Source organism: Pectobacterium aquaticum, assembly GCF_003382565.3.
GTDB classification, from domain to species: Bacteria; Pseudomonadota; Gammaproteobacteria; order Enterobacterales; family Enterobacteriaceae; genus Pectobacterium; species Pectobacterium aquaticum.
This window is the reverse complement of record NZ_CP086253.1, coordinates 4,223,288-4,249,207: the sequence shown is the minus strand read 5'-3', so window position 1 is coordinate 4,249,207 and position 25,920 is coordinate 4,223,288. Positions and strand designations below refer to the sequence as shown.

Sequence of the window (25,920 nt, the reverse complement as noted above, 5' to 3'; positions counted from 1 at the left end):
CAGTTTCCTACGGGAGAATTTGCTTATGGATAAAGAGTTGCAGCCAACCGATCCAACGCCTGTGGCAGCGTCGGGCGATGATGGCCGCGAAAACCGGTCACGGCGTCTGCCTGAAGCATGGCGTCGAGCACCGCGTGTTCGGTCGCGTCGGCGGCGGCGCTTAACAGCGATTCAAGCTGCGCATCCTCCGGCGGTTGCGGCTGTGGGCAGGTGGAAAATGCAACGGCGATATCGCCGGAACCGTGTCCCCAGTAGCTGCCGAGCCGACCTAATCCTGCACCAGCACGCTTGGCGATGCGCTTGAGCTGGCGCGCATCGAGCGGGGCATCCGTCGCCATGATAATGATGATCGATCCGGCGTCCTGCTGTGGCGCGAGCCCCGGCAGGATAGGGGCGATGGCGTCGCCCATCTGCACGCCGTCCAGCGTCAGCGCGGAAAGCGTGCCGAAGTTTGCCAGCACCAACACGCCGAGCGTAGCGTTCAATTCAGGAATCAGGCGTGATGCGGTGCCGATGCCGCCTTTCAGACTAAAGCAGCTCATACCGCGTCCGGCACCCACGCTGCCGCGTGCGAAGCTGTCCGTTGCGCTAGCCAGCGCGTGTCGCGCCATGTGTTCCGTGACCGCCAGCGCCTGAATGTCGTTCAGCCAGCCGTCGTTGCACTCCAGCGCCAGCGGGTTCACCGTCGGCAGCGTGCGACCCAGTTCAGGATTGCGGGAAATGGCATCGCGCACCAGCGCGGTAAACAGCGTGCCGGTGGCCAGCGTGTTGCTGAGTAAAATGGGCGTTTGCAACAGCCCCAATTCCTCGATCTGTACCAGTCCGACGGGTTTAGCGAAGCCGTTCAGCACCGCCGTGCCGCAGGGCAGAGGCTGGGTAAACAGGTTCTCGCCGGGCGGCACAATCGCCGTGACGCCGGTTTGCACTTCGCCTGCAGCCAGCGTGCAGTGGCCGACGCGTACGCCTGCCACATCGCTAATGCTATTATGCGTTCCGCTGGCCGAGCGCGGCGTACCCAACTGCCGCGTCGTTTTCCAGCGTTGTAGCAATAGCGCCTGCAACTGCTGTTGATAATCGTTCATCTGGTGATCGCCGTGCATCGCCTTCCTCAGCTTTTCAGTTTGGGATCGAGCGTATCACGCAGCGCATCCCCAAGCAGGTTAAACGCCAGCACGGTGAAGAAAATCGCCAGACCGGGGAACACGCTGACGTGCCAGGCACCTGCCATCATCAGGCTGCGGCTCATGGCGAGAATGTTGCCCCATTCTGGTACGTCCGGCTCTGGGCCAAGGCCGATGAAGCTCAGGCCTGCCGCGGTCAGGATACTGGTGCCGATACGCATGGTGAAATAAACGATCACGTTAGGCAGCGTGCCGGGCAGGATGTGGCGCATCAGCACAATGCGATCCGGTGCACCAGCGCAGCGTACCGCTTCCACATAGGCCGCCTGTTTCAGCGACAGCGTAGAAGCACGCACGATGCGGGCGAAGACCGGTACGCTGAAGACCGCGACGGCGATAATCACGTTATTCAGGCCGGGGCCGAGGATCGCGACGACCGCAATCGCCAGCAGCATGCCGGGGAAGGCGAACAGCACGTCGGAACCGCGCATGATCAGCGTATCCACCCAGCGGCCGTAGTATCCCGCCAGCAGGCCGAGCACGATGCCGACCAGCATGCCCAGCGTGACGGAAAAGATGCCGATATATAACGAGATGCGTGCACCGTAGATGATACGGCTCATCACATCGCGCCCGAGATCGTCGGTACCCATCCAGTGCGCCGCTGAAGGCGGTGAAGCCAGTGATGCCCAGTCAGGCTCCATCGGGTTCCACGGTGCCAGCCAGGGGGCGAAAATGGCGACCAGTACCAGCAGCAGGACGAAGCCGCTGGAAACCAGCGCCATCGGGTTACGGATAAAGACCTGAACGAAGTCGCGCCACGGCGAACGTATCGTCTCTTCATCAAGCGTGGCAACAGCCACGACGGGTTCTGGAGGAAGGTTCATCGTGTCTCCTAACGTAGGCGAATCGCCGGATTGACCACCGCGTACAGCAGGTCCACCAACAGATTAATGACAATAAATTCAAACACGAACAGCATCACCAGTGCCTGAATGACTGGCTGATCCTGCGTCTTGATCGATTCAATCAGCAGCCAGCCCAGACCCGGCCAGCTAAACACGCTTTCAACCACGATGGAGCCACCAAGCAGGAAGCCGAATTGCAGCCCAAGCATGGTGATGACTGGAATCAGCGCGTTACGCATCACGTGCTTCCAGGTGACTAGCCGATTGCGCAGCCCCTTGGAGCGCGCGGTGCGGACGTAGTCTTCCTGTGCGACTTCCAGAAACGCGGAGCGGGTAAAGCGTGCCATAACGGCAGCTACCGATGCCCCGAGCGTCAGCGCGGGCAGAATGATGTCGCTGGGCTGATTAAAGCCGCTGACGGAAAAGACGCCGAACGGCATGGCGACAAACTGAATCAGCAACAGGCCGAGCCAGAACGGCGGCATCGAAATTCCGCCGACCGCGAAGCTCATCAGCGTCCAGTCCTGCCATTTCCCCCGCTTGAGCGCGGAAACCACGCCAATCAGCAGGCCAAGCAGCACCGACCAGACAAAGCCTGCCAGCGCCAGCCACATGGTGGGCATAAAGCTCTTGCTGATGACGTCGATGACGGGTTGCTGGGTGCGGTACGTCACACCCAGATCGCCGCTGAACAGGCCGCCGAGCCAGTGGACATACTGCTGCGGCAGCGGGTCGTTCAATCCTAACTGCTGACGGGCGGCTTCCACCGCCTCAATGGTCGCGTCAGCACCTGCATAAATACGTGCCGGATCGCCCGGCAACAGTTTTATAAAACCGAACACTAACAGGGAGACCACCAGCAGAACCGGGATCATTTCCAGCAAACGTCGGACGATATAAGCAAACATGGCGTTCTCCCTGACCGATTACTTAAATTCAGCCTGATCGAAGATCAGCGAGCCATCCGCCAGCATGTACACGCCGTCGAGGTTCTTGGTTTTGCCGACAACGTTGTCCGGCGAGCCCAGGAAGACCACAGGCGCATCCTGCCAAATCTGACGCTGTGCATCGGCATAAGCCGCAGCACGTTTGTCGTTATCGGCCGTCGCCAGCCCAGCGGTAATCGCTTTATCCGTTACCGGATTGCTGTAGTAGGAAACGTTATACGCAACCGGAACCCAGGATTCTGTCGCGAACAGCGGACGCAGTGCCCAGTCAGCATCACCGGTAGACGGAGACCAGCCGTTGTAGAACAGGTCAAATTCGGCGTCTTTCGGATCTTTAACACCAAACAGTTTGGCGTTACGCATCCCGGAATCCATCGGGGTGACGGTGACCTTGATGCCGACCTGCTCTAACTGCTGTTTGAAGAACTGCGCGCTACGGATGTAGTCGGTGCGGTTCGTCGTCCACAGTTTTAGGCTCAGGCCGTTGGCGTAGCCTGCTTCTTTCAGCAGCGCCTTGGCTTTTTCCGGGTTATAGGTGTAGTTCGGTGAGCTTTGGCGTGCGAAGAACTGCACGTCTGGTGCCATCGCAGAAGAGGCAGGAACACCCATGCCAGCAAAGCCGACTTTCAGCCAGATGTCGCGGTTGATGGCGTAGTTGAGCGCCTGACGTACGCGGATATCGTTAAGCGGCGGACGCAGGTTGTTCATCGCCAGCCAGAATTGATAAATACTCGGGTCGCGCTGAATCGCCAGCTTGCTGTCGTTTTGTACGGTGCCGATCAGGTCGGAAGGCAGCGGATACACTGCATCAACCTGGCCGGATTTCAGTGACGCCACGCGGGTGGAATCTTCCGGCGTCGGGTAGAAGGTCACGCTGTCGACTTTCGGCCAGCCTTTCTGCCAGTAGTTGTCGAATTTCACCAGCTTCACGTCTTTACCCTGCTGCCATTCGGTGAACTTGAACGGGCCAGTACCGACTGGGTGCACGCGCAACTGTGCTTCGTCTGGGTATTTCTTCAGCGCTTCTGGGCTGTGCATAACGGCAGACGGGTGCGCCAGCGTGTTGACAAAGGCACCGAAGGATTTGTTCAGCTCGATTTTAACCTGCGTGGGCGACAGAACGGTGACGGTTTGTACCATGTTAAACAGGCTGTTGCGCTTTAAGCCTTTGCTTTGATCGGCCAGACGGTCGAGGTTAGCTTTAACGGCGTCGGCGTTGAAGGGGGTGCCGTCCTGGAAGGTGATGCCTTCGCGCAGCGTAACGACGAACTCGGTGGCGGTGTCATTACTGGTGTAGCCCGTCGCCAGACGCGGCACCAGCTTCATTTTATTATCGAACTGGAACAGACGCTCGAAGATGCCGCTCTGAATGGAGTAGCTCAGCGTGTCCGAGGTATCGTGCGGGTCGAGCCCGGTGATATCGGCATAGATGGAAATACGAAGGTCTTGCGCCTGGGCAACAGCCGCCAGACACAGTGAGAGCCCGAGGGCAACGGCAGAGCGACGAACGAATGGCTTCATGGTTTCTCTCCTGGTCAGCAATGAACGTGTGTTGTGTTTTATAAAAACGTTGTTTTTTATAAATAAATTGTGTTTTATGGCTATTTTCTTGTCATGACGTCGTGTTTCAGGCGGCCGATTCGTTGTCGGCGACCCAGTGCTGCGGCGCAACCTCTCGGTAGCGCGTTTTGGCGACGGCCTCGCCTGCTTTACGCAAGGGTGAGGGGATTTCGCTGTCGTCAAACTGGCGTGCGCCGCGACGGGTTGGATCGGCAATCGGAACCGAGGCCAACAGGCGGCGGGTATATGGGTGCTGCGGGTCGTTAAACACCGACTGACGCGGGCCGATCTCCACAATCTGGCCGAGGTACATCACCGCGACGCGGTTGGCGATGCGCTCGACGACGGCCATATCGTGCGAGATGAAAATCCACGACACGCCGGTTTTCTTCTGGAGATCCATCATCAGGTTGACGACCTGCGCCTGAATTGACACATCGAGCGCCGAAACGGCTTCGTCAGCAATGATGACCTGCGGCTGTAGCGCCATCGCGCGGGCAATCGCGATACGCTGACGCTGCCCGCCGGAAAACTCGTGCGGATAACGACGCGCGTGCTCAGGCAGTAGGCCGACGCTTTTTAACAGCGCCTGCACCTGTGGTGTGGCTTCTTCCAGCGATTTCACCAACCCGTGCAGCAGCAGCGGTTCCGCAATCGTGAAGCCGACCGTCAGGCGCGGATTGAGCGAGGCGTACGGGTCTTGAAACACCATCTGCATTTCCCGACGCAGCGGCTGGAAATCCCGCTCTTTCATCTGGGAAATTTCGTTACCCTGAAAATGAATGCTTTCGGCTTGGCTCTGTACCAGACGCAGCAGGGCGCGTCCGGTGGTGGACTTGCCGCAGCCGCTTTCCCCGACGATAGCCAGCGTTTCGCCCGGCCAGACGTTGAAATCGATCTGTTCTACCGCGTGAACGTGGTGGGTGATAGTGGATAAAATCCCACTGCGCATGGGGTAATACACGCTCAGTCCGCGAATATCTAACAGTGGCTCAGCGTCATAGCGTGCGGTGACCTGCTCACTATTTTCTGGATCGGCAGCCTGTCCCAGTAAAGGAAAGCGCTTCGGCCAGAGGCTATCGCGCATGTCGCCCAGCTTCGGTACGGCGGCCAGCAGCGACTGGGTATAAGGGTGTTGTGGTGCGGCAAAAATCTGTTCGACGGTGCCTTGCTCCACGATCTCGCCGCGATACATCACGACCACGCGATCGGCGATTTCCGCTACCACGCCCATGTCGTGCGTGATAAACAGCACCGCCATGTCACTCTGCTGTTGCAGGTCGCGCAGGATTTGCAGAATGCGTGCCTGCACGGTGACGTCCAGCGCGGTGGTCGGTTCATCGGCAATCAACAGCTGCGGATCGCAGGCCAGCGCCTGTGCAATCATCACGCGTTGGCGCATCCCGCCGGACAGCGAGTGCGGGTAGCTTTTCATCACGCGATCGACGTCTGCGATGCGCACCTTGTGCAGCAGCTCACGGGCTTTTTTGTCCGCGCTGGCGGCATCGCAGATTTTGTGGTCAAGCAGGGCTTCGGTGAGCTGATCGCCGACTTTCAGCACCGGATTAAGCGAGGTCATCGGTTCCTGAAAAATCATCGCGAGATCGCGACCGCGTAGCTTACGACGCGCTTCTGCTTTCATACTCAGCAGGTCATGCTGTTGGCCGTCGCGTGCGGTGAAACGTAGCGCACCGCGTTCGATGTTGGCAGAGTCCGCCAGCAGCCCCATCACGGCGAGTGACGTCACGGACTTGCCTGAACCACTTTCGCCGACCACGGCGACCACTTCCCCTTTATTCACGGTAAAGGAAATGCCTTTTAGCGCCTGATGCGTACCGGAACGGCCACTAAAGCTGACGCTCAGATCGTCGATTTCCAGTACAGGTCTGGGGGCGTTACCGGGTGCTGTGGCGGCACCCGCGTGCATGATATCCGTCATGGTCACTCCGGTTGATGATTTAGGGTTACTGCGGTTAATGGCGTCATAGCCAGATTCGGCCGAGGTTATAGGTCAGATAAGGCGAACTGTCGGCGGCTAGCCAAATAGGGCCATCGAGATCGACGTGCTCGGCATCGGCGGCGACGGGCAGGGCGGCTTCCATCGCCATTGACGAGCCCAGCGTGCAGCCGACCATAATGCGCAGGCCGTGAAAGTGGGCTTCGCGCACCATCGCCAGCGCTTCGGTTAGCCCGCCACACTTGTCCAGCTTGATGTTGATCATGTCGTAACGACGACGCAGCCCGACGATGTCTCCGCTGTGGCGGCAACTTTCGTCCGCGCAGATCGGAATCGGGTGAGAAAACCGCTGTAAATCCTCGTCCTTACCGACAGGAAGCGGTTGCTCAATCATGGCGACCTGATAAGGCAGCAGAGCGGTAGACAGGCTATGTAAATCCAGTCCGCTCCAGCTCGCTCTTGCATCGATAATCAATCTGGCATTGGGCGCGGCGGCACGAATGGCGGCGATCTTCTCCAGAATCAGCTCGCGATCCAGTTTGATTTTTAGCAGCAGGGCGCCGTGGGAAACCGCATTGGATGCGGCGGCGGCCATTCTCTCCACGCTGTCGAGCGCCAACGTTTGCGCACAGATCACGGACGTGGGGGGATGAATGCCGATGCGCTGCCACAGCGTCTGTTTTTCCAATGCGGTGTTGAGCCGCCACAGGGCGCAGTCCAGCGCATTTCTGGCCGCACCCGGTGATAAATCTTTCTGGAGCTGTTCGATGGTCAGGCCGTGTTCTATTGCCTCACGGACCGCAGAGAGCTGGCGACATACGCTGTCGGCGGACTCGCCATAATGGGCGACTGGCGTACATTCGCCTTGTCCAATAAATCCTTTTTCTTCCAACGCGACGCGGATAACGGTAACCGCGCGACGCGTCCCGTTATCAACCGCCATAGGACGGGCTAGGGGCAGATTGACCGTTTCAATTTGCATATGCCGCATCATGATTTTTTCTCATCAACGCTCAAGGGATGAACGGACTATTTCATGATGCATCATCACTGACGAATACTTGTTCATCAGTAGGGTATAACCTCAGGTTATACCCTAAGTTCAAGGTATGGCTTTCTGATGCCGCTTTCCCGCAACGCGAAGGATTTCGTGTATAATACGCGCCAGTTTTCATTGACCCACCGGAGATGAGCCATGCGCCCAACAGGCCGAAGTGCACAGCAAGTACGCCCCCTTACATTCACCCGTCATTACACGAAACACGCTGAAGGTTCCGTTTTAGTCGAGTTTGGCGACACCAAAGTGTTATGCAATGCCACGGTAGAAGAGGGTGTTCCGCGCTTTCTGAAAGGCCAGGGACAAGGATGGGTCACCGCCGAATACGGCATGCTGCCGCGTGCGACGCACAGCCGTAACGCGCGTGAAGCCGCCAAAGGTAAGCAGGGCGGTCGGACGCTGGAGATTCAGCGCCTGATTGCACGTTCTTTACGTGCGGCAATCGACCTGAAAGTACTCGGCGAATACACCATTACGCTCGACTGCGATGTCTTACAGGCGGATGGCGGCACGCGTACGGCGTCCATCACCGGTGCCTGCGTGGCGCTGGCCGACGCGCTGAACCAGATGGTTGCCAAGGGTAAGCTGAAAAAGAACCCGATGAAAGGCATGATCGCCGCCGTGTCCGTCGGCATCGTGAACGGCGAAGCGCTGTGCGATCTGGAATACGTGGAAGATTCCGCTGCGGAAACCGACATGAATGTGGTCATGACCGAAGACGGCCGCATGATTGAAGTGCAAGGGACGGCCGAAGGCGAGCCGTTTAGCCACGAAGAATTGCTCACCCTGCTGGCGCTAGCCCGAGGGGGAATTGATACCATCGTTCAGGCGCAGAAAGCGGCCTTAATCGATTGATTTTATAAGCGACCAATGGGTCGCTTTTTTATACCCGTCATACTTCAAGCTGCATGTGCGTTGGCAATACTCGGCTCATCGCTGAGCCTCGCCCTGACGGGCCGCCGCAAGCGGCGTTCAAATTGGCTAAGCCAATTTGTCCTCGCTCACCCCAGTCACTTACTTGTGTAAGCTCCTGGGGACTCACTGCGTCGCCGCCTTCCTGCAACTCGAATTATTTAGGGTATATATAAATTGCTCAACAACGTGATTAATTCGTAAGACGAGGAGATGCAGTAATGAAAGCCTACCAGCGCCAGTTTATTGAGTTTGCACTCAGCAAGCAGGTATTGAAGTTCGGCGAGTTCACCCTGAAATCCGGGCGTATCAGTCCCTATTTCTTCAACGCCGGGCTGTTTAATACCGGGCGCGATCTGGCCTTACTGGGGCGTTTTTATGCGGAAGCCTTGGTTGATTCCGGCGTAGCGTTTGATTTGCTGTTCGGACCGGCTTACAAAGGCATTCCGATAGCCACCACCGCTGCGGTGGCGCTGGCAGAACACCACGATCGCGACCTGCCGTACTGTTTCAACCGTAAAGAAGCGAAAGACCACGGCGAGGGCGGCAGCCTGGTCGGTAGCCCGTTACAGGGCCGCGTGATGCTGGTGGATGACGTGATTACGGCGGGTACGGCGATTCGTGAATCGATGGCGATCATCGGTGCGCACGGCGCGACGTTGGCGGGGGTGATGATTGCGCTGGATCGTCAGGAACGCGGCCGCGCCGAACTGTCCGCGATTCAGGAAGTGGAACGCGACTATCAGTGCACGGTGATTTCGATTATTACGCTAACGGATTTGATTGCTTATCTAGCGGAAAAACCAGAAATGGCAGCGCATCTGGATGCGGTGAAAGCCTATCGTGAGCAGTTCGGGATTTAACGTAGTGAGTCAGGAACCCGAGGTTGCTGACAAAGCCTGTAGAGCGGGAGTAACGGATAGATCGTAAAGACGCTACAAGTACGTCCCTGTAAGCTCGGATTGCGCCATCCCTGGCGCAAACGCTTTACTCTTCTATTCCGTTACCCCGTTTCCGTTTGGCAAATAGGTTTGTCAACGGTCGGACCCGGCAGGAATATCTGGCGGGTTTTAATCTCTAAGAGCGGCGTTTAGTTCAGCTGTGCTGCCAACAGCGGCCAACGGGTGTCGAATTCCTGCGTCGGACGATAGCGGAATTCAGAGCGAATGAAGCGCGACAACATCCCTTCGCAAAATGCTAATAGTTGGCTGGCTAGCAGCGTTTCATCATGCTGGAAACCTTTGCCATCGCGTAGCTTGTGCTCGCGCAACACCTGACGCAGTTGCGATTCAATACGCTCAAATAGCTGGTTAATCCGCCCCTGCAAGCGATCCTGTTCAAACATCAGCGCATGGCCGGTCATGATGCGAGTCAGACCCGGATTTCGTTCCGCAAACCCTAAAATAAGCAGCAAAATCAGACGAAGACGATTAAACGTTTCTTTTTCGTCTTGCAGAATCAGGTTAATGCGGGTGGTCAGGCTATCCTCAATAAATTCAATCAGGCTATCAAACATCCGCGTTTTACTGGGGAAATGCCGGTAGAGCGCCGCTTCGGACACGCCGACGTTCGCAGCTAATTTTGCCGTGGTGATACGTTGGCTACCGTCGCTGGATTCCAGCATCTGCGCCAGCGCCTGCAAAATTTCCTCGCGGCGATTCCTTTTCGTATTTTCTTTTTCTGCCATGTCTGAAAAGACCCTTGCTAAATATTTGACTGACAAGCACCCGTTAGCACCACAGTTGCCATTCCCGTTTGAGTCGGCGCTGTGGCTTATAGGAATTTTTACACTATGGGTGGCTGGATCGCGTTAGCTACGGCCAGAGTGGCCGAAGCCGCCTTCTCCACGTTCGCTGCCGACAAAATCTTCGACCAGATTAAATTCGGCCTGAACGACGGGCACAAAAACCATCTGTGCGATGCGCTCGCCCGGTTCAACCGTAAACGTTTGTTGACCACGGTTCCAGACGGAAACCATCAACTGTCCCTGATAGTCCGAATCAATCAGCCCCACCAGATTCCCCAGCACTACGCCGTGCTTGTGGCCCAGCCCGGAGCGGGGCAGGATAACCGCTGCCAGCCCAGTATCGGCAATGTGAATCGCCAGCCCAGTTGGAATCAGGATCGTTTCCCCTGCTTTGAGTTCAATCGCCTGATCCAGACAGGCACGCAGATCGAGCCCAGCAGAACCCGGTGTGGCATAGGTCGGTAACGGAAATTGCTGCCCAACGCGCGGGTCAACAATCTTAACGTCGATTTTTTTCATCATAACGGCTGATAATCTCGTCGATTAATTTTTGGCCAAGCAGACGCTTGTCGCATTGCGGCAACGGCGTGTCACCACCTTGCCAAAAGAGGTGTAACGCATTGGTTTCACTGTTAAAACCATGCCCGGAAAGAGAAACGTTGTTCGCGCAAATCAGATCCAACTTTTTACGCGCCAGTTTTTGTCGGGCGTATTCTTCCACATTCTGGGTTTCGGCAGCAAACCCGACAACATAAGGACGGTTTTTCGTCATGGCGGCGACACCGGCGATAATATCTGGATTTTTGACCAGAGTGAGAGTCATTTCATCGCCCTGCTGATTCTGTTTTTTTATCTTCTCATCGGCGATGTGTTTGGCGCGGTAGTCGGCAACCGCCGCACAACCGATCACAATGTGCTGATGAGCCGCGTGTGCCATCACCGCGTGCTCCATCTCCAACGCGCTGCCGACGTCAATACGCGTGACGCCCTGCGGTGTGGCGAGCGAAACCGGGCCGCTTACCAGTGTGACATTCGCACCACGGGCGGCAGCGGCCTGTGCGATAGCAAAGCCCATTTTCCCGGAGCTGTGGTTGGTGACAAAGCGAACGGGATCCAGCGCTTCTCTCGTCGGCCCAGCGGTGACCAGAATGTTCAGATGTTGCAGATCGTTGATGGCAGAAAAATGATGCTGCGCCAGCCCGACAATCTCCATTGGGTCGATCATGCGGCCCGGCCCAACGTCGCCACACGCCTGACTGCCGCTATCTGGCCCCCAGATCGGTAAACCGCGCGCGGCCAGCGTGCGCAGGTTGTCCTGCGTGGGCTGTGCGCGATACATCTGCTGATTCATCGCAGGGACAACGGCGATAGGGGCGGATGTCGCCAGACAGATCGTGGTTAGCAGGTCATTCGCCATGCCGGCGGCGACTCGTGCGATAAGGTCGGCAGTCGCTGGGGCAAGAATGACTAAATCTGCCCATTTTCCTAACTCGATGTGGCCCATTGAGGCTTCCGCCGCGGGGTCGAGCAGGTCGTCTGATACTGGGTAGCCGGAGACGGCTTGCAGCGTCAGCGGCGTGATGAACGCTTTAGCGGCAGAGGTCATGACAATGCGTACGTCAGCTCCACCATCGCGCAGGCGCCGCACCAGTTCTGGGCACTTATACGCGGCAATGCCGCCGCTGATACCCAGCACGATTCGTTTGCCGGAGAGGGCATTCAGGCTGGAAAATTCCGTCATCATCATGGTCCGATTGAAAGTCAGAAGATGCGCTATTTTACCATAACCTTGTGGCCAGATAGGAATCTTAAGATGGTTACCGTGGCTTCCCTAAGAAGATTGCGAAGCACTTCGCAGCCTTTTATCGCCGATATCGTCCTGTTTTTACGGGCGTGGCATGATGCCGTCGAGCGGTATAGGGAGGAATGATGGGCTGGGAAAAGGAATTGGCACCGCGTGAAAAGCTGGTGCGCTTAGGGGCGGAATCGCTGACAGATGCCGAATTGCTGGCGATTTTTTTACGCACTGGGCTGCCGGGCGTACATGTGATGCAACTGGCAGAGGATTTGCTGGTGCAGTTCGGATCGTTATATCAGTTGATGATGGCTGACCAGTCCGCATTTCATAGCGCTAAAGGGGTGGGAATATCGAAATATACGCAAATCAAGGCGATCGCAGAGCTGTCGCGGCGGCTGTTTTTCTCTCGGTTGGCGAAAGAAGATGCCATGCTAAACCCAGAAGCAACGGGGCAATATCTGCAACTGCTATTGTCTCGACGTGAACGCGAGGTCTTTTTAGTCCTGTTTTTAGACAATCAGCACCACGTTATTCGCCATCAGGAGATGTTTGTTGGTACGATTAACAGCGTGGAAGTCCACCCGCGTGAAATTGTGCGTGAAGCGCTAAAAGCCAATGCTGCCGCGTTAATACTGGCGCATAATCATCCATCCGGAAAAGCGGAGCCGAGTCAGGCTGACCGTGCGATAACCGAACAGATTGTTAAAGCCTGTCTGTTAATGGAGATCCGCGTGCTCGATCATTTGGTCATTGGGCATGGCGAATACGTTTCTTTTGCCGAGCGCGGCTGGATTTGACAGATATTTCCGCGATCCAATGGGATCTTTAGCTGTTCGGGACTTGAGCACTTACGCTTCAGAGCGTATACTACGCCACCTTTGAGAATCTTGGGTGTGGCGTTAAGAGCCTATCTCAGCAGGTTTATCCTGATGACAGAGTCTTTTCAGTGAAGTTGCTGAGATGGGCTCTAAAGCCTGACGAGGCGGCCAAACCCTATACGAAGCTCGAGCTGATTTGATTTTTGGAGAATAGACATGTCCCGAGTCTGCCAAGTTACTGGCAAGCGTCCGGTGGCCGGGAACAACCGTTCCCACGCACTGAATGCGACCAAACGCCGTTTTCTGCCGAACCTGCATTCACACCGTTTTTGGGTTGAAGGCGAGAAGCGCTTTGTAACACTGCGTGTATCTGCTAAAGGTATGCGTGTTATTGATAAGAAGGGTATTGAGACGGTTCTGGCCGATCTGCGTGCCCGTGGTGAAAAGTATTAAGGAACTGAATCATGGCTAAGGGTGTTCGCGAGAAGATCAAGCTGGTTTCTTCTGCTGGTACTGGTCACTTCTATACCACTACGAAGAACAAGCGTACTAAGCCGGAAAAATTGGAACTGAAGAAATTCGATCCCGTTGTCCGTCAGCACGTACTCTACAAAGAAGCTAAAATTAAGTAATTTATGCTTCTTGATGAAAACCCGGCCTTGGTCGGGTTTTTTTTCGAGCTTATTTTCTAATTCTTCCCCTTGTATCCCTTTTTGCATTATGCCAATTTTCTGGTCTCTGGCTTCTACAACCATCCGGTAATGAAAATATGGATTCGACATTGCACCAGCTTTTGTTAGCGACACCACAGACGCAGCTCTTACTTCTGATCGAAGCGATTTATGGTTTAGATCCAAAGGTAGACCAGCGTATTGAAACGCTGTTGTATCGGCAGGATACGGTGAAGCAGGGAAAATCGCTGAAAGAACGTATTGCATCTATTGCTCGTGGTAAACGATTTATTGATTATTATCAGAGTCATGGCTTTGCTATGGAGCTTGAGGCATTGGTTGGTGATATCGCCTATCTGATCGACGACGCACCGGAAAAAGCATTTGCACTGATTGATGCACTGATGTCCACCCATGTTCGTGTTTATGAGCGCGTGGATGATTCCGATGGGGCTATTGGTGAGGCGTATGTGGCGGCGCTTTCGGTATGGATTAAAGCCGCAAGCCAGTGGCGAGCACAAGGTGGAAAGACGTGGAATTGGCCGGATGAGGTAAAAAAACGGCATGATGAGAACGATTATGCCGCATGGGATGATTTGATTGCACAAAGTGGCACGTTACTTACCGAACCAGAGTTGCGACACCTGGCGCAGGACTTTGAACGTGAATATGCTGCTGCCTTGGCCTCTGCACCGCACAATGAATATAACTTTCGTGCTGCGCATGCCACTCTCGGTATTTCTGGGGTGGCGCAAGCTCTGCAAGATGTTGCCCTATTTGAGCGATCTATCCTCTTGGGTTCCCCAAAGCCTAATGAATTGCAAAAGCTCCACATTGTGGAGTTCTGTCTGTCGATCAATGACGCACAGTCGGCTCTGAAATGGTTATCAAAGCCTTTTGAGGGGCATGCCGAAGAAAAGCGCAGGGCATTGCTGGATAAAACCTATGTCCAACTTGGCGATCAAGACGCGCTCTTGACGTTACGGCGTGAAGCTTATCAGCAACGTCCTGATTATAGTCGGCTACAAGCACTGCTCGCCGTCTTGCAAGATGAGACGGAACGAGAAACGTTACAGAATCAGGCGGCTACCCATGCGTTGGCGATGGGAGATGTTCCGTCCAGAATTGATACGCTGTTGGCACTGAATGATTATGGGCAAGCATCAGCACAACTGCTTGCCCATTGGGAGTCACTCAATGTCTTCTTCGGTGTATTGTTGGGTTGGGCAGATCAATTTCATGATGCGGAATGCCCTTTAGCTGAAGTTATTTGTTATCGTCTGCTACTCAACGATATTTTATCTGCTGGCCGGAGTAAGGCCTACGATCATGCTGCAAATTATTATCGCGAATTGGATGCTCTAGACTCGCAAGTCGCGGATTACGCGCCGTTATTGGCGTGGACGGATTATCAGGCACAGCTTAAGCAGCAGCATGGCCGAAAATATTCATTTTGGCAGCGTTTGCAATAATTGAGAGACTCCCAAGAGAGAGAATATGCCTGAATTACCAGAGGTTGAAACCAGTCGTCGGGGTATTTCCCCTTATCTCGTTGGTCATACCATCCTTTATGCGGAAGTGAGGAACTCGCGCCTGCGCTGGCCGGTATCGGCTGAAATTCTCTCGCTGAGCGATGAACCGGTGCTCAGTGTGCGTCGGCGGGCAAAATATCTGCTGATTGAACTCACGCGCGGCTGGATTATTGTGCATCTCGGCATGTCTGGCAGCCTGCGGGTGTTGCCGGAATATAGCGAGCCGGAGAAGCACGACCATGTTGATTTGGTGATGGACAGCGGTAAGGTGCTGCGTTACACCGATCCTCGGCGTTTTGGTGCCTGGCTGTGGACGGATAATCTGGAAACCTGCTCGGTATTGGCGCATCTCGGGCCAGAACCGTTAGAGGCGGAATTCTCTGCGGATTATCTCTATCAGGCCTCACGCGGTAAAAGGACGGCAATCAAACAATGGATTATGGATAACAAAGTCGTCGTTGGCGTAGGCAATATTTACGCGAGCGAATCGCTGTTTGCGGCTGGAATCCACCCTGACAGAGCGGCCGGATCGTTAAATGAAAACGACGTAGCCGTATTGGTGGGCGTGATTAAACAGGTGCTACAGCTTTCGATTGAGCAGGGTGGCACAACGCTGCGCGACTTTTTGCAATCAGATGGTAAACCTGGTTATTTCGCGCAGGAGCTGCGAGTCTATGGTCGCAACGGCGAACCTTGTCGGACATGCGGAACATTGATCGAAACCGCGAAGCATGGACAGCGCAGCACGTTTTTCTGTCGCCGCTGCCAGAAGTAATCCTATTTTTCTTTTTCAGTTTTATAGCCTAAATATAAAAATTTTCAGAGGGCATTATGAGTTGTGTGGATATCAGCGTCATTGTTCCGATATATAACTGCGAAGAGTTTATCAAGCCTCTTTTTTCGTCGTTGCTTGCTCAGGATAATGTCTCTTTTGAAATTATTGCAGTCAATGATGGCTCCACCGATGGCAGCCTTGTGAAATTGAATGAGATAGGCAAATCGGCGACGAATTTGATTATTGTAAGCCAGGAAAATAAAGGATTGTCGGAAGCGAGAAATACAGGGATTCGGCACGCGAATGGAGAGTGGATTGCATTTGTTGATGGCGATGACTGGTTGGAAAAAGCTACGCTAGCGACATGGCTCGAAAAAGCTAAGGAACAACGCCTCGATCTATTAATAGGTAATGGCTTCAAATTTAATGAAAACCCGGAACAAGAAGTAAAAGAACCTATTCAGACGAAGCAGCCATGGGGTGAGGTAATCAGCGGTGATGAATGGATTATTCGTAGTGTAAGAAATAACGAATGGTGCCACTTTGCCTGGTTGCAGCTTATACGTCGCGATATCATTTCACTGAATAAGTTAAACTTTATTCCAGATATGATGCATGAAGACATTCTGTGGACGGCGAATTTAGCGCTGGTAGCCAAGCGAGTCGGTTTTTGTGAAAAGATGAGTTATGGTTACCGCGTTGGTAATACGCATTCGATCACAAAGTCATCATCAGTTGAGAAAATATCCCGCAGAGCAAACAGCTATATTGATATCATGCAGGGGCTGATTTCTCTCGCAGCTCAGAACAAAGATAACGTTGCTTTAAATAAAGCGTTAACTCGTCATGCCAACCGAGAGAGTCGCCATTTATTTGGGCTTTTGCGTAAAAAGATATCATCGCCTGCTATCCGGCAACAGCTAGCTAGAAAATTTATCTCTACGGGTATTGGCGGGAATTTATTCAAGGGAATGAGGACATTTAATGATTTTTGGTATTCCCTACGTTTTTATTTTACGGTTTATTTATATTCAAAGAAAAAATAATTCCCCTACATCTTCTTTGATAGTTTGTCCGCCAAGGCACTAACGATGGCATCGGGTAAGAAGTGCGATACGTCACCGCCGTGACGAGCCACTTCTTTGACCAGAGAAGATGAAATAAACGACCACTCTTCTGATGGCATCAGGAACACGCTTTCGAGCGTAGGCATCAGGTGGTGATTCATTTTTGCGAGCTGGAGTTCATATTCGAAATCGGCAACGGCTCGCAAACCACGCACAAGAACATTCGCGTTTTGCTGTTGTGCGAAGTGCGCCATCAGGTTGCTAAAGCCGATGACCTCAACATTCGATAAATGCTGCGTTGCACCCTTTGCCAGCGCGACGCGTTCATCCAATGTGAAAAGCGTATGCTTGCTCGGGCTGGCAGCGATGGCCAGCACCACATGATCGAACAGTCGTGATGCACGCGTCAGCAGATCCAAATGACCATTGGTTAGCGGATCGAACGTTCCAGGATAAATCGCTTTGGTTGTCATCACGTTAGCCCTTCATTTACTGTCTCGGTAGCGACTGCTTTACTGTGTGCGCTGGGGTAAATAAGGCTCTAGTAGTGTAAGCAGCATCTGTAGTGCACCCTGGTTTTGGTGTAACACTTCCACGGCATGTCGACCATAGTAAAGACGATAGTCTTCGTCAGCGAGCAGTTTCCCGACTTCTTTTCCAAGTGAGTCTGCATCGGTCACAGTAATCAGCCCGTCTGCCTGATCGAGTTTGTTGCAGATGTCTTTGAAATTGAACGTGTGTGGCCCCATCAATACCGGAATAGCATGCGCTGCCGCTTCTAGCGGATTATGTCCGCCTCGTTCAACCAAGCTTCCACCGACAAAAGCCAGATCGGCGATGCCGTATAACAGCATCAGCTCGCCCATGGTGTCCCCGATAACCACCTGCGTGTTTGCAGGAGGCTGTTCACCACTGCTGCGCAGCGTGTAGGTGAATCCCAGATTTTCTGTCAGCGCCTGTGTGGTGGAGAAACGCTCTGGGTGGCGAGGCACAAGAATGAGGAGTAGGTCAGGATAGGTGGCAAGCAGCTGTCGGTGAGCGGCCAGAACGATCGCTTCTTCACCTTCGTGTGTACTGGTGGCTATCCATACCGGGCGGTGTGGCGCCCATTGTCGACGTAATGTAATGGCGCGAGCCGCCAGTTCCGGCGTCACGGAAATATCAAACTTGAGGCTGCCGGTCACTTTCAGGCTGGAGCGCTTCAGGCCAAGATCGATAAATCGATTACCATCTTCCTGATTCTGTGCAGCGACGAGGGTAATGCGCTGCAAGATATGGCGCATTAGCTTCCCGATCTTTTTGTAACCCGCAGCAGAGCGTTCGGACAGCCGGGCATTCGCAATAACCAACGGAATGTCGCGTTTATGCAGCTCCGCGATCAGATTTGGCCACAGCTCGGTTTCCATAATAATGACGATTTTCGGACGAACCTGGTCAAAAAAGCGCTTCAGGGCACAGGGTAAATCATAAGGCAGGTAAACGTGGTAGACCGTATCGCCAAACGCTGAACGCACACGCTCGGATCCGGTTGGCGTCATGGTGGTGACTGTAATCGGCAGATTGGGGTAACGATGGCGCAGCGCTCTCACTAAGGGAATGGCGGCCAGCGTTTCCCCCACCGACACCGAATGCAGCATGATACCGTCTGGTTTAACCTTCTCTGCACAAAAGCCGTAGCGTTCAGCCCAGCGTCGACGATAGGCCGGAGCCTTACGGCCACGAAGCCACAGGCGAAGCCAAATCAACGGTTGGATGAGGTACAGGATGATGGTGTAGAGAGTTTGTAACATAAGATCTACTGTTATCGGTTATCGCTGGGGGGATTTTATCGGGTTCGTGAGGATAAGGCTATGTTTGATCCCTTACCCTGAGTAACAAGGCTCAAGAAACTAAATAGCTTCTCATAATAGCGCTACACTTGCAGAAGATGACATCCCGCCAGCGCTGGAGCCGCACAATGATAGGTGGAGCATCAATGCGAGAAGCTATTTAGAGGTTTCTCTTTTATAGCCATCAATGATGGCTATATTTTCATTAAATTATTTCTGAGTAATGTACTGTAAGGTTTTTCACCTTCGTTTTTTTCTTATAGTTTATTTTTAAAAAAGACAATATCACTATCTCTCGTTCCCCATTGTTGTGTCTTTTTCTTTTAAAAATAAATATTAAGGCTTTTCTAAATGTGCTAAATTCTTTTTTTGCTGACTTTTTTATTTCGCTAATTATAGCATCTTCTTTTAATAAGCTTGATGCTCTTTTGTTTAGGGAAAAAGCCTTAATGTAATTATCGAATCGCTCATTATAAATATATGCACAATACCAATCAATTAAAATTCTTGGGTTTTCTTTTTCTGGCCAGTATCTCTCAAGATATTCTGTAACTATTTTTAGTTGCCTAAGCGTGTTTTTGTGTACGTTACCGTCGTGCAATCTGTAAAAACAGGAATTTTCTTTTTGTATTAAAAATTTGTAGTGCGAATCGCCCTGAATATATTTAAATATTTTAGTTCTAATGACAAGGTCATCTCCAGTCATATCTTCATCAAAACCACCCACCGCATCAATTATTGATTTTTTAAATATAGCACCTTGAAGATAAAATGCACCAAATTCAGAATATTCAAGTTCTAGAAGATCGTTAATATTCTCCGTTTCTCTAGAGTAAAGAGAAAGTTCTTGAAATTCCTCATTTATATATCCAGCATTATTAATACTTACTGCCTTTGATGAAGCAACAAATGCCAGTTCTGGTGAGTTATTCATAGCCTCTAGTTGCTTTAACATCGTTCTTGGATGATAGACATCATCCAGAGCGATGAATGTTATAAATTCACCTTTGGCAATTTTATAGGCGTTATTAAAATTCTTCCCTATATTGCCGGTGTTTTTCTGGGCAATAATATTCATCTCGAATGGGACATTTTTAGATAATCCATGTAGAAGCTTCACACTGTTATCTTGGGATCCGTCATCAACTACAATAATTTCAATTTTAGGATAGGATATATTACAAATTGATTTTATATTCTCTGCTAAGAAATCAGCATGATTATACCCTAGGCAACATATTGATAATAAACCAGTATTATCTCCAGGCATTCACTACCTCTACTACTTTTCGGATTTCTTCATCTGTCATAACGGGGCTAATTGGTAGCGACATGACTTCATTATGAATCCTTTCAGTTATGGGGAGATTCAAGGTTGACCACTCTTTATAGGCACCTTGTTTATGCGGCGGAATAGGATAATGGATGAGTGTCTGAACGCCATTTTTTATTAAGTAATCTTGAAATTCCTTTCTCTCATGACACCGAATGACAAATAAGTGCCAAACGTGGGCCGATTGATTTTTTACGGATGGAAGTGATATTTTTTCGTTTTTTATTTCTTTTAAATATATATTGGCAATTTCTTGTCGGCGTAATGTTTCTTGTGATAAATATGCTAACTTAACTGATAGCATAGCAGCCTGAATTTCATCCAATCGACTATTTAGACCACAATATATATTTTTATATTTTTCGTGGGAACCATAATTCCTAAGGGCTCTAATGGTTTCCATTAATTCAACATTGTTTGTTGTTATTGCCCCTGCGTCACCCAATGCACCTAGGTTTTTACCAGGATAAAAGCTAAAGCCAGATGCATCTCCCCAGTTTCCTGCCTTACGGCCAGAAATATTTGCGCCATGTGCTTGGGCACTATCCTCAAGAACTAATAAATTATAATTTCTGGATAGTTCTAATATTTCTTCCATCGGAGCCAGTTGGCCATATAAATGAACCGGAAGGATAGCCTTTGTTTTCTCGCTAATCGCAGCCTTGATGTTATTAATGTCAATGTTATACGTATTATAATCAGGCTCTACCAATATTGGGGTTAAATTGTTTTCTGTAATAGCTAAAATGGATGCAATATAAGTATTTGCTGGAACAATTACCTCGTCCCCATCTTTTAATTTCCCTAGAACTTTCCAGGCTCGTAAGACAAGAATTAGTGCATCTAAACCATTTGCAACTCCAATGGTATACTTTGTTCCACAGAAAGAAGAGAATTCCTCTTCAAATCGTGTAAGTTCGTTCCCGGAAATATACCAACCTGAATCGATGACTCTTGCACATGCTTCTTTTAATTCTTTTTGGTATTTATTGTTTATAGTTTTCAAATCTAAAAAATTAACCATGATTAATCATCCTTACCAATTTTGCTGGGTTGCCGATAACGAGCCCATTTTCTGGTACATCTTTTGTAACCACGGCACCAGCACCGACCATACAATTTTTACCTAATCTTAATCCTGGCAGAATAGTTGCGTTAGCTCCTATTGATGCACCTTCTTCAATTGTAGTTATAGGGAAATGTTCTGGATATACCTTCGAACGAGGTTCTTTATCATTTGTGAATGTTACGTTTGGACCAATAAATACGTTGTTTTCGATCCTTATCCCGTCCCAAACATACACACCAGATTTGATGGTAACATTATCGCCAATAATAACATCATTCTCTATAAATGTGTGCGCACAAATATTGCAGTTTTCGCCTATGGTGGCATCTTTTAAAACAACTGAGAATTGCCATATTTTGGTATTTTTTTTGATTTTCTCTGATTGTACATCGCTTAGTGGATGAATAAACATTACTTTTCACTCTTTGTCATGCTGATAAATTCATCATAGTTCCGGATATAGTCAGATTCATCGTATAGACTATCGGCTAATACCATAAGTACACAATCATCAGAGAAATCATACATTTCTCTCCACATAAATGATTCTATCAGAAGTCCTTGTGCTGGATTATCTAGTAAGACGCTAATTTTCTCCACCCCATCATCCAGAAGAAAGCGGCAGGAGCCCCTCACCGCAATAACAACCTGTTTTAGCTGCCGGTGAGCATGGAATCCTCTTCTGACTTCTTCTTTAGTATTAAACATGTAATATACGCGTTTAATTTCAAATGGAATGTTTTTTCCTTTCTCTAACGCAACGAGAGAACCTCGTTCATCTCCGTGCGTTTGTAATTGTAAAAAATTTATTCTCATATAGTCTCCGTAGAGCATTTATTAGGTAGGTCTTTTATTCTTTTTCTATTAAAAGTACCAATGTCTTTTGAATAACTTTTATATAATAATGCGTGAGTTATTTTTACGATGTATTTAGTTTTTACTTCTTAGCTTTGCGCTGTTGTTTAGTGCCCAAAGTCCAGCATATTTGTTGAAAGTGTATTGGAAATTTATGATGGAAAGTAATAATCCTTGTTTTCCGTCGAGAAAACCTGCACGTAATATCCACGTTTTTATAAATGCAGAAATAGCGTGGATAAAAATAGCAGGGTAGCTACAACGTTTTCCTTTCTGAAATCGCTCCTTTGCCCAGCTTTTTGCATACATCAACTGCTTTTCTTGAAAAGAAAAGAAATCACGACAGGTGAGGTGTTCGAGATCACCCTGTAAAGTGACAACTTTTGCTGCACCATAATCAAGGGATTCATGCACTTCGTTGTTATTATAATGATAACTATTAGGATAGAGGCGAATAACGTGGTCAGGATACCAACCACTATGGTGCATAAATCGTCCCAAGAATAAATTACTGCGGGCAAATCGATAAACAGTATCTTTCTTTGGCGAGTTCAATACCGCTTCAATCGATTGCCGTAAATCTGGTGTGATTCGCTCATCGGTATCGAGCATCAGTATATAATCGCCACTAGCATACTGTTGAGCAAGTTGTCGCTGTTTTCCAAAGCCTGGCCATGACGTGTTTTCGAAAAATTTTGCACCGTATTGGTGCGCGATCGCTTGCGTATTATCATGACTACCAGAATCTAGTACGATAATCTCGTCTGCCCAGTCGACGGATGAAAGACAGTCAGAAAGTATTTCCTCTGCATTCAAACTGATCAATACAACAGAGAGACGAGGATGATGCATTGTTGACTCCAACGTTATTTAATTGACCGAGTATTAAAGTAATTCAGTGTGGATTTATATTGATTTTTTTAGAAACGGAAGCTCATGGTTGTTTCTTTCTGTTCGTCGATCTTATATTTTGATCTAGGGTGCTTTCCTGTTAAGGCGCATTTAAGTATTTTTAATGCAGTAGTATAATTGCACTTTGATTTGTAAATGTACTTTATTGAATGGAATATGTTTTTTATTATGTTGTTTTTATTTCTTTGATTTGTTTTTCTTAATATCAGGGCATATCCATGCTCAAGCTTTGAACTTTCTTTCATTTCCTTATAATTGCATCCAAATCCTGATAGATTGTGATGTATTTCGCCAACGCATGTTCCCTTTATATAATCGAATCTGTTTATATTTAACAAAAAACTGTCGTCGGCTAAATAAAAGGCGTATCGCTCATCAAATATAAAGCCAGAATGGTTGAGGGTTTTTTCACATAAAGAGTGAGATATCGCTAACCCAGAGCCACATGTTAATATATTATTAGCGTTGAAGTTACCGAAAGGAACATGTTTTAGGGTATTTCTATAGACGGGAGTGTCAAGCTGGTTATTATAATTCTCTAAATATACTTGAGGGCATATAATTTCACTATTGTTATTTTCAATGATATTAGAGAAAAAGTCTGGGTTTATCTTTGTGTCTTGATCTAGAATTACAAAAAAATCGTGCTTTCCTTTTTTTAACAGGAAGTTGTATATCTTACTTAGAGATGCATTCCTAATGTCCTGATATATATCAGAAGATATTTTTAATGATTTACACTGTTCGCTATATTTTTCTAAATCATTACTATCCAGTAATCTTGGACCATTATTCCATACGGTAATGGTTAGTTTGATATTATCTGATTTTGATTCAAATATAGATTTTACAGTTTCTGATTTTGTTAATTCAGTATTGTAAGTGACGATAATTGCATTTATCTTCATACAGAAAACCTATTTTTTAATTTTCTATTTCATCGTTCACGATGAAATATTATTTATACAATTAATTTTCAGTGATTTATTGTTTTATCATCTAAAATCAAAAGTTCACCCGGTAAATTATATAAGTATCTGTCTTTAGGTGGATGCCCATCTCTACAAAATTTAGTTACCGCTGATATTGATGTGAATGTCGACATGTCCGTGCCGATAAATATATCGCTGCGTGCTGCAATTTCAAAATCGATGATAGATGCTTCTAATGCATTTTTAGGGTTGAACTCATTCTCGGTAGTTGTATTTTTCTCTTTTAGTTTTAACCCAAATCCATCTCTTGCTAAATTTTCTATATCTTCGAATGAGCAGGTTAGAGCACTTTTATCATAAGTAATATAAAGTGTTTTTAGAGAAGGTAAGGTTTTTTTTATTTTACTAAATATGTGATTGCAGCGATCCAATGGTGTTGAGTTAACCTCATTGGGTTTTTTCTCCCAGGAGTCTTCAATGTCTAACGGCCAATCACTCTCTATTCGTAATTGACAAACGGCATCATATGGACGTGCGTGCGAAATAAAATACTCTATCTTTTCTTCCATGTATTTAGAAGGTGTTAGATATTTAAAAAAGTCGATCACTATATCTCTATATTCATATTCCTGGTTTTTTATAAATTCGTTGACAATCGATTCGCCTTTGAAAAATAGTTTGTCAGGATTGAGTTTTGTTCCTGTATATCGAGAAGTGATATAGTTGTTTATTTTTATATTGTACTTTTCGAAGAAAACATCCATTGATTTCTTATCGAATACTGTGAATAGATCTATATCTCTATGAAAGAATTTATATATATAAGAAAAATAAATTTTATCTTTCAAATTCTTTTTGCTTTTATTAGCGATAAAATTAATGAAATAAGGCAGTGCTATGGGGGAGTTTTTTTCTATAGCTTCAATTAATAGGGCAAGGAAAATCATTTTTTGATTATTCAACCCACCGCCTGTTCTTTTTAGAAATAATGCTTTCATTCTGTATATACCTAATTCTATTTTTATTTTTGATGGCTTTTATAAATCCTCTCTATTTTGACAGGACTTTTCTATAGAAATATTTAAGATAGCTAATTATGCCTAATAAAATATAATCGCTATGGAATTGATGTTTAGCACAATATCTCATATTACTCGTAGTTTTTGCTTGCAGTAAGGGAGAATGATTCCACGGTGATGCTCTTTTGGCATCTAGAAAATACTCCGTGCAAGCGTAATTTTCAGCCCATTTATGCCAGGGCTTTGTCGGCCCGATATAATGAATCATAACCGTGTCATCCTTTATAGGGTTGACTGGCTTAGGCTTACTAAGTTCATAATTAATGCTATATTGTGTGTTATATTTTTTATCAAGCCATGTTGTTTTATCTATAAGCAAGATATTCAATATGTCTTGATCAAGATAAGATATTTTTGACTTTACTTTCTCATCGGCAAGAAGCGACATAGCCTGTGAACTAATATCGTTTTTTTGCCATTGTGCGAGATTGATGTACAAGAACCCAGCATTAAAATATCCGGCATTGATTCCCGGTTCATCAAGCGCCTTTGCTCGTTTTTCCCACCAAACCTTGTCTTCTTCTGCGACCACTGCCGCAATGTTGTTGTTGAATTCGATTCCTAACAGCTCGTGCAATGAGCCTTTGCAAACAATGTCAGCATCGATATAAAGAAGCGTTTCAATTTCTGGGTAAAGTAAATCAGCAATCACAAAGCGAAAATAGGTGGCGTAAGACCAGTTTTTGGTGCTGGGAAGCGATTTCAGTTCATCGCAATTGACAATGTAAAGATTAATATCTGCATTATATTGAGTGCTGAGGTTTTGAAATTTTTCTTCTTCATCATCACCTAATGAGTCAGTGAATATATGAAATGAAAATTTTATGTCAGGATTGTGGAGCAAGATTGATGCTGCTGAAATGGCGCAGCCAAACATAAAATTTTTATCAATACCGTAAGCGATATTTAGCGTATCGGATTCTGAATTTTCCGCTAAGGGGCGAGTAAATGAAACTTTTCTTTTTATAACACCTTGCGATGAAAAATACATAGTGAACTCGGTTATGGCTCTTAAAAATAAATGGGAATCAACGCGTTATT

27 protein-coding genes are annotated in these 25,920 nt (G+C 48.8%); 8 read left to right on the top strand and 19 right to left on the bottom strand.

Annotation, left to right across the window (positions count from 1 at the left end; all coding sequences use genetic code 11):
* Window positions 1-23: 23 nt before the first annotated feature.
* The 6 genes from DMB82_RS19655 to ycjG all read right to left on the bottom strand — a co-directional run bounded on the left by DMB82_RS19655 (window position 24) and on the right by ycjG (window position 7,484).
* Window positions 24-1,082, bottom strand: a complete 1,059-nt coding sequence (locus DMB82_RS19655; protein ID WP_102117070.1) for a DmpA family aminopeptidase — start codon at window positions 1,080-1,082, stop codon at window positions 24-26.
* Between the two features lie 26 nt (window positions 1,083-1,108).
* Window positions 1,109-2,008, bottom strand: coding sequence for an ABC transporter permease subunit (locus DMB82_RS19650; RefSeq protein WP_010300708.1), 900 nt, complete (start codon window positions 2,006-2,008; stop codon window positions 1,109-1,111).
* 8 nt (window positions 2,009-2,016) lie between these two features.
* On the bottom strand, window positions 2,017-2,937 hold the full coding sequence (locus DMB82_RS19645) for an ABC transporter permease (RefSeq protein WP_014913740.1): 921 nt from the start codon (window positions 2,935-2,937) through the stop codon (window positions 2,017-2,019).
* 18 nt (window positions 2,938-2,955) lie between these two features.
* On the bottom strand, window positions 2,956-4,497 hold the full coding sequence (locus DMB82_RS19640) for a glutathione ABC transporter substrate-binding protein (protein ID WP_102117026.1): 1,542 nt from the start codon (window positions 4,495-4,497) through the stop codon (window positions 2,956-2,958).
* Between the two features lie 106 nt (window positions 4,498-4,603).
* Window positions 4,604-6,475, bottom strand: coding sequence for an ABC transporter ATP-binding protein (locus DMB82_RS19635; RefSeq protein ID WP_116156482.1), 1,872 nt, complete (start codon window positions 6,473-6,475; stop codon window positions 4,604-4,606).
* A 43-nt stretch (window positions 6,476-6,518) separates the two neighbouring features.
* Complete coding sequence (gene ycjG, locus DMB82_RS19630) at window positions 6,519-7,484, bottom strand: L-Ala-D/L-Glu epimerase (protein WP_189338644.1); 966 nt, start codon at window positions 7,482-7,484, stop codon at window positions 6,519-6,521.
* A 204-nt stretch (window positions 7,485-7,688) separates the two neighbouring features.
* On the opposite strand from ycjG, the gene rph reads away from it, so the two are divergent.
* Together rph and pyrE are read left to right on the top strand one after the other, a co-directional pair.
* Window positions 7,689-8,405 carry a ribonuclease PH gene (rph, locus tag DMB82_RS19625; protein WP_102117023.1) on the top strand — a complete coding sequence of 239 codons (717 nt, stop codon included), beginning with the start codon at window positions 7,689-7,691 and terminating at the stop codon, window positions 8,403-8,405.
* Window positions 8,406-8,683: 278 nt separating this feature from the next.
* Window positions 8,684-9,325 carry an orotate phosphoribosyltransferase gene (pyrE, locus tag DMB82_RS19620; RefSeq protein ID WP_102117022.1) on the top strand — a complete coding sequence of 214 codons (642 nt, stop codon included), beginning with the start codon at window positions 8,684-8,686 and terminating at the stop codon, window positions 9,323-9,325.
* Between the two features lie 227 nt (window positions 9,326-9,552).
* Here pyrE and slmA read toward each other — a convergent pair whose 3' ends face one another.
* The 3 genes from slmA to coaBC all read right to left on the bottom strand — a co-directional run bounded on the left by slmA (window position 9,553) and on the right by coaBC (window position 11,956).
* Entirely contained in the window at window positions 9,553-10,149 is a 597-nt protein-coding gene (gene slmA / locus DMB82_RS19615) for a nucleoid occlusion factor SlmA (RefSeq protein WP_005967978.1), read from the bottom strand.
* A gap of 123 nt (window positions 10,150-10,272) precedes the next feature.
* On the bottom strand, window positions 10,273-10,731 hold the full coding sequence (gene dut / locus DMB82_RS19610; RefSeq protein ID WP_116156480.1) for a dUTP diphosphatase: 459 nt from the start codon (window positions 10,729-10,731) through the stop codon (window positions 10,273-10,275).
* Window positions 10,709-11,956 (bottom strand): bifunctional phosphopantothenoylcysteine decarboxylase/phosphopantothenate--cysteine ligase CoaBC, encoded by a 1,248-nt coding sequence (gene coaBC, locus DMB82_RS19605; RefSeq protein ID WP_420849730.1) that lies wholly within the window; start codon window positions 11,954-11,956, stop codon window positions 10,709-10,711. The genes dut and coaBC overlap by 23 nt, the downstream gene beginning before the upstream one ends.
* A 182-nt stretch (window positions 11,957-12,138) precedes the next feature.
* Here coaBC and radC point away from each other — a divergent pair, with 182 nt between their 5' ends.
* The 6 genes from radC (at window position 12,139) to DMB82_RS19575 (ending at window position 16,849) form a co-directional block, all read left to right on the top strand.
* On the top strand, window positions 12,139-12,804 hold the full coding sequence (gene radC / locus DMB82_RS19600) for a RadC family protein (protein ID WP_102117021.1): 666 nt from the start codon (window positions 12,139-12,141) through the stop codon (window positions 12,802-12,804).
* Between the two features lie 237 nt (window positions 12,805-13,041).
* The gene (gene rpmB, locus DMB82_RS19595; protein WP_005967968.1) at window positions 13,042-13,278 is read left to right on the top strand and encodes a 50S ribosomal protein L28; all 237 of its coding nucleotides are present in this window, start codon (window positions 13,042-13,044) and stop codon (window positions 13,276-13,278) included.
* Between the two features lie 11 nt (window positions 13,279-13,289).
* Window positions 13,290-13,457: a 50S ribosomal protein L33 gene (gene rpmG / locus DMB82_RS19590; RefSeq protein WP_002208990.1), complete on the top strand. Its 168-nt coding sequence runs from the start codon at window positions 13,290-13,292 to the stop codon at window positions 13,455-13,457.
* Between the two features lie 137 nt (window positions 13,458-13,594).
* Complete coding sequence (locus DMB82_RS19585; protein ID WP_102117020.1) at window positions 13,595-14,968, top strand: DUF6880 family protein; 1,374 nt, start codon at window positions 13,595-13,597, stop codon at window positions 14,966-14,968.
* 25 nt (window positions 14,969-14,993) lie between these two features.
* A complete protein-coding gene (mutM, locus tag DMB82_RS19580) occupies window positions 14,994-15,803 on the top strand; it encodes a bifunctional DNA-formamidopyrimidine glycosylase/DNA-(apurinic or apyrimidinic site) lyase (RefSeq protein ID WP_102117019.1) in 810 nt (269 codons plus the stop codon).
* A 56-nt stretch (window positions 15,804-15,859) separates the two neighbouring features.
* On the top strand, window positions 15,860-16,849 hold the full coding sequence (locus DMB82_RS19575; RefSeq protein WP_116162841.1) for a glycosyltransferase: 990 nt from the start codon (window positions 15,860-15,862) through the stop codon (window positions 16,847-16,849).
* A 5-nt stretch (window positions 16,850-16,854) separates the two neighbouring features.
* On the opposite strand, the gene coaD is transcribed toward DMB82_RS19575, so the two are convergent.
* From coaD to waaO, 10 genes are all read right to left on the bottom strand, one after another.
* A complete protein-coding gene (gene coaD / locus DMB82_RS19570) occupies window positions 16,855-17,343 on the bottom strand; it encodes a pantetheine-phosphate adenylyltransferase (protein ID WP_102117017.1) in 489 nt (162 codons plus the stop codon).
* Between the two features lie 39 nt (window positions 17,344-17,382).
* Complete coding sequence (gene waaA / locus DMB82_RS19565; protein WP_116156477.1) at window positions 17,383-18,660, bottom strand: lipid IV(A) 3-deoxy-D-manno-octulosonic acid transferase; 1,278 nt, start codon at window positions 18,658-18,660, stop codon at window positions 17,383-17,385.
* Window positions 18,661-18,904: 244 nt separating this feature from the next.
* Window positions 18,905-19,969 carry a glycosyltransferase family 2 protein gene (locus DMB82_RS19560; RefSeq protein WP_116162839.1) on the bottom strand — a complete coding sequence of 355 codons (1,065 nt, stop codon included), beginning with the start codon at window positions 19,967-19,969 and terminating at the stop codon, window positions 18,905-18,907.
* Window positions 19,956-21,056, bottom strand: a complete 1,101-nt coding sequence (locus DMB82_RS19555) for a DegT/DnrJ/EryC1/StrS family aminotransferase (RefSeq protein WP_103162620.1) — start codon at window positions 21,054-21,056, stop codon at window positions 19,956-19,958. Before DMB82_RS19555 ends, DMB82_RS19560 begins: the two co-directional genes overlap by 14 nt.
* Window positions 21,049-21,513: an acyltransferase gene (locus DMB82_RS19550; protein WP_103162619.1), complete on the bottom strand. Its 465-nt coding sequence runs from the start codon at window positions 21,511-21,513 to the stop codon at window positions 21,049-21,051. Before DMB82_RS19550 ends, DMB82_RS19555 begins: the two co-directional genes overlap by 8 nt.
* A complete protein-coding gene (locus DMB82_RS19545; RefSeq protein ID WP_039533144.1) occupies window positions 21,513-21,917 on the bottom strand; it encodes a sugar 3,4-ketoisomerase in 405 nt (134 codons plus the stop codon). Before DMB82_RS19545 ends, DMB82_RS19550 begins: the two co-directional genes overlap by 1 nt.
* A gap of 114 nt (window positions 21,918-22,031) precedes the next feature.
* Window positions 22,032-22,808, bottom strand: coding sequence for a glycosyltransferase family 2 protein (locus DMB82_RS19540; protein WP_116162837.1), 777 nt, complete (start codon window positions 22,806-22,808; stop codon window positions 22,032-22,034).
* A gap of 68 nt (window positions 22,809-22,876) precedes the next feature.
* Window positions 22,877-23,776 carry a glycosyltransferase family 2 protein gene (locus DMB82_RS19535; protein ID WP_116162835.1) on the bottom strand — a complete coding sequence of 300 codons (900 nt, stop codon included), beginning with the start codon at window positions 23,774-23,776 and terminating at the stop codon, window positions 22,877-22,879.
* Between the two features lie 68 nt (window positions 23,777-23,844).
* Entirely contained in the window at window positions 23,845-24,798 is a 954-nt protein-coding gene (locus tag DMB82_RS19530; RefSeq protein ID WP_116162833.1) for an O-fucosyltransferase family protein, read from the bottom strand.
* A gap of 52 nt (window positions 24,799-24,850) precedes the next feature.
* Window positions 24,851-25,870, bottom strand: coding sequence for a lipopolysaccharide 3-alpha-galactosyltransferase (gene waaO / locus DMB82_RS19525; RefSeq protein ID WP_116162831.1), 1,020 nt, complete (start codon window positions 25,868-25,870; stop codon window positions 24,851-24,853).
* Window positions 25,871-25,920 lie beyond the last annotated feature (50 nt).